Source organism: Frankia sp. CcWB3, assembly GCF_977927595.1.
Map to the genome: position 1 here is coordinate 6,342 of NZ_CDWRCK010000155.1, position 4,491 is coordinate 10,832.

At 65.2% G+C, this 4,491-nt stretch carries 3 protein-coding genes and 1 pseudogene; 3 read left to right on the plus strand and 1 reads right to left on the minus strand.

Translation table 11 applies throughout. The annotated features are described in order from the left end of the window. The 3 genes and pseudogenes from ACY5KJ_RS12925 to ACY5KJ_RS12935 all read left to right on the plus strand — a co-directional run. A pseudogene (locus tag ACY5KJ_RS12925) lies at positions 1 to 331 on the plus strand (NAD(P)/FAD-dependent oxidoreductase); the annotation flags it as partial. Further along, positions 328 to 1,302 (plus strand): ATP-grasp domain-containing protein, encoded by a 975-nt coding sequence (locus ACY5KJ_RS12930; protein WP_462203438.1) that lies wholly within the window; start codon positions 328 to 330, stop codon positions 1,300 to 1,302. The pseudogene ACY5KJ_RS12925 and the gene ACY5KJ_RS12930, both read left to right, overlap by 4 nt. A gap of 159 nt (positions 1,303 to 1,461) precedes the next feature. Continuing rightward, positions 1,462 to 2,874, plus strand: coding sequence for a cation:proton antiporter (locus ACY5KJ_RS12935; RefSeq protein WP_462188363.1), 1,413 nt, complete (start codon positions 1,462 to 1,464; stop codon positions 2,872 to 2,874). 777 nt (positions 2,875 to 3,651) lie between these two features. On the opposite strand, the gene ACY5KJ_RS12940 is transcribed toward ACY5KJ_RS12935, so the two are convergent. Continuing rightward, positions 3,652 to 3,921 (minus strand): hypothetical protein, encoded by a 270-nt coding sequence (locus ACY5KJ_RS12940; protein WP_462188364.1) that lies wholly within the window; start codon positions 3,919 to 3,921, stop codon positions 3,652 to 3,654. Positions 3,922 to 4,491 lie beyond the last annotated feature (570 nt).

Genomic DNA, 4,491 nt, shown 5'->3' on the forward strand with positions numbered 1-4,491 from the left:
TTTCATTTCGACTCCTAAGCTGTGGTGGCTGGCGATCGGCGGGGACCGGGGACGAGATATTTCAGCTCATGACCTGGTGGAACCCGCGGAACTACGACCTGAGGGCACCGCGACCTGGTTGGACCGGTTACCCGTGCCGGCCAACACCCGATTGCGGTGGGTGATCCGGCTGCGGCCGTACGCCCTGCTCGCCGGATTCACCGCCGCCTATCTGTGGGACGGGGCGGACACGGCGGTCCGACGCCTACGCCTGCTTGTACGCCGCCCCAGCGACAGCGCGACGGCCAGCGAATTCGCTAACCGCGCGGCCTTACTGAGGAAGGATGAATGAAAGCCGTTACCACTGGGCGACCGATCGCCTACCTACATTTTGACTCGCAGCATGCGGAGTACCCACAGATCGTTACTACCCTGGCTGACTACGGTGTCACGGCAGTCGCGGTTCACCTCGACAACGTGCACGCCGTCGACTGGACAGCGTTCGATGGCGTGAACCTACGAATGTGCCGCGGCTTCCACGAGCGGCCCGACTTCCTTGACAAGATCCGGAAACTTTACCTGGAGCTGGACGGGAAGATTCACATTCTGAACTCGATGCGGGTGGCCGTCGGGACGCTCGACAAACGGCGGTACCTGTCAGAGCTCGAACAGGACGGCATCGCGGTGATCCCGACCCGGTGGGTTTCCCGGGGCGAGGACGTGACGATTGACACGCTCATGGCCCAGACCGGATGGGACCATGCCGTCATCAAGCCAACCGTCTCGGCCGGCTCCTGGCGCACCTTCCGGGTCTCACGGAGCGGGCCGAGCACCTCAGCAACGCACTTCGTCCGGAACGGCCACAAAGCAACGTCGACGACGGGCCTGGCACCACGCCGCGACACGGAACCCGAGACTCTGCTCCGTGACCTGGTGTCCACTCATCACGTCTGTGTCCAGCCCTTTCTTTCATCGATCCTGACCCACGGGGAACTCTCCTTCGTCTTCCTAGACGGAAAGTTGAGCCACACGGTCCGCAAAAGAGTCGCCCGGGACGGCGGCTGGTGGGCACACGAACCGTTCGGCGGCCGGAACGAAGTGATCCAGCCGACACCAGCCGAGCGTGAATGGGCGTACGGTGTGTATGAAGCACTGGAAAACCGATACGGACCGTTGATCTTCGGCCGGGTTGACGGCTTGCGGGACGAACACCGTGTGCTGCGGCTACTGGCATGTGAGCTCGTCATCCCCCGTCTGCTCCTGACCGAGGGCAACGCCTACGACACGTACGCAAAAACCATCATGCGGGCGGTTGGCGGCTGACCCGATGATCTACCGAGAAACGCTCGCCGGCCCGGGGGGAGCAACGGTTATGTACGCAGCGCATCGGACCTACCCGCGGTTTACCTCGTCCTCCCACTCTCGCTCGTGCTCGGCGTCACCGTCGGTTTAGACGTCCGCCTGCCCTTCCCAGGAGTAGTGATGGTCAACGCATCCGGTCCGGTAGCCGCGCTGTCGTCCCATGTACTTCTCGTTTTCCTGCTCCAGATCGCCGTCCTGCTCGGGCTGGCTTATCTCCTCGGGCGGGCGGCAATGCGGCTGGGAATGCCGGCAGTGGTGGGTGCACTCCTCACCGGCGTGATCCTCGGGCCATCCCTGCTCGGCACGCTCACGCCTGGCTTCGCCGGCTGGCTGTTGCCCGCACGGGCCGACCAGTTCCATCTCCTCGACGCCGTCGGCCAGCTCGGCGTGATTCTGCTGGTCGGATTCATCGGCATAGAGATGGACATCCAGATGCTGCGGCGCCGGGGTCTGACCGCCGCCCGGGTCGGCCTCGCCGGGCTGCTGGTTCCGGTGGGCCTCGGCGTCTTGGCGGGTCTGCTGCTGCCCGGCTCTCTCGTCGCGGACGGCGCCCATCGGCTGGTGTTCGCGCTGTTCCTCGGCGTCGCGCTCGGGGTCAGCGCGATCCCGGTAGCCGCGAAGATCCTCATCGACATGAACCTGCTGGACCGCAACGTCGGCCAGCTCACCCTGGCCGCGGCCGCAGTCGACGACGTGGCCGGGTGGTCCGCACTCTCCATGATGTCGGCGATAGCGACCACGGGCGTGCGTGGCAGTGACATCGCCGTGCCGGTGGTCAGCGTGCTCGGCGCCGTGCTGGCCGCCCTGGTAGCCGGTCCTCCGACGGTCCGAAGGGCACTTCGATACGCCAGCACGGCGCGCCACGGCGGTGGCCACATCGTGGCCATCACCGTACTGATCCTGGCCGCGGCGGCGGCCACGGAGGCGCTGAGACTCGAGGCGGTCTTCGGCGCGTTCATCGCCGGCATCGTCATCGGTTCCAGCCGGGGTTTCGCTCCCGACCGGGTCGCGCCGCTGCGGACGGTGGTGCTCACCGTGCTGGCGCCGATCTTCTTCGCCACCGCCGGGCTACGGGTCGATCTCGGCAAGCTCACCGACCTGTCGGTCCTCGCCGCCGGCCTGGTGGTCCTGCTGCTTGCCGTCGCAGGCAAGTTCGCCGGTGCCTACCTCGGCGCCCGGGCCAGCCGGCTCGGCCACTGGGAGGCCCTCGCGCTCGGCGCCGGGCTCAACGCCCGCGGGGTCATCGGCCTGGTCGTCGCCGGAGTGGGGCTGCGCCTCGGCGTGTTGAACACGGCAGCTTACACGGTGGTGGTTCTCGTGGCGCTCGTCACCACCATGATGACCCCGCCGATCCTGCACCTCACGATGCAACGGGTGGAGCACAGCGCAGCGCAGACGAGACACTACGGCGGCTGGACCCCACCAGCGACACCGAAAGCGCACATTCCGCTGCCCGACGCTAGCGCTGGCCTTGCCGTCAAACACCCGTATCCTACAAAAGGTTGTTTCGTAACTCGGTCGGATGTGGTGTAGGTGGGGCGAGGATGTTCTCGACCCGCGCGACCCGACCGGGTCACTCCCGCTCGTCAGCCCGTCGGGAAGACCACGGACAGGTCAACGGCTGCAGGATTGGCTCTTCGGGATCGCCCTGTCACCCTGCCTCTACCTGCCCAGGGGTACGAATCCCCTAGGCCACCGACCTAAAAAGCTGTTTTAGAATTACCCCGGTCCCGTATCCCAACCCGATAAAGCAAGCTGTCGACCGGTTGGCACGCCGAGCGCCGGAGTCCGATCCCTGGCGCTCGGCGCGCGTCCGAGGTCAAGACAAGATTTAAAACAGGTTCTTAGAATTTTCCGCCGGGAGGGGTGGGGACCGCCGTCTGGGCCAGGCCATTCGTAACGTGGCCGATGACCCCGGCCGGCGCCGGCCGGGGTGTCGCGCCTTGCAAACTCTCGGTACTGGACCGCGGCACGGGCACGGCGCCGCCGTTGTCCTGCTTGTAGTTCTGGCCGCAGCCACTGAGGAACAGAGCCGATGGAATGACGAGGGCGCCAAGCACCGTCACCATGGCTCGACGGTCACGGTGTCTCGGTGTCCGGGGCCGCCGGGATCGGAAGGAATATATGGTGTCCATAATGATTCAGTAGTCTACTGCCCTATGCGCAACTTTTCCACCTACCCGAGAGGTCGGGTTTTCCACCTACCCGAGAGGCCGGGAAGATCCTGAAGCGTCCGCCCGTTGGTCACAGCCATATCTCCGGCGGGTGAACCAGCCCGCTTCTTCCAAACCTTGCGGGCGTCCTTGACAGTCAGGCGCGAGAGCCCGTTCTGAATCTTGAAGCCATGTGCTCTGTGTGCTCTGTGTATTCGAGCAGGAGGTTCTTCGCGCGCCAGGCAGCGTCGATCTCGAAGGCGGCCTCGCCGCCGAGGGTTGCCAGGGTGGTCAGGATCCGGTTGCGGCCGGCCGGGGTGAGCGTCCGCGGGGCCCCGGACGAGAAGTCCTTTGATCGTGTACTCGGGGTCGGTAGCGCGGCCGCGGCGGCCGCGGATCCGGTGGGTGGCCCTCCGGCGGACATCACCGACCGCCTTGTTGGCGAGGTGGGACCGACCCGGGGCGCGGTACTGGTGTTTCCACCGACCCGTCTCCCCGGGCCGTCCCCCGAACCCGGCGTACCCATTACTGGGCACCGGGCCCTCCACACGTTTACGCGCCGGTCATACCGTGGCCTGTTGCGTGCTGTCAGACCACCGGTGCTGACCTGATCCTCACCAAGGATCCCAGCCTTCAGAAACGCCTTCACCAGCGTGGGCACGCGCCTGTCAGTGACCCTTTTCTGCAGCCGGCCCATGACGACCGAGTGCGAGATGTTGTCGAAACAGACCTCGATGTTCCCCTCGAACATCCACTCGTATCCCTGGGTGGCGAAGTTGTGGGTCTCAGCTATCGCGTCATACGCCCGCCGGCCCGAGCGAAATCCGTAACTGGAGGGGAGGAAGGCCACTTCCCTACCTGCCAAGATGAGACGAGACAGGCAGTACGTTCCATCTAGGGAGTCGAAATGAAATAACTTGCGCGTTTCGAACCCTCCACAGGCCTGTGACCTGCGATGATGCTCTCGATCACGTATTTGTTACTTCATTACGTCCCC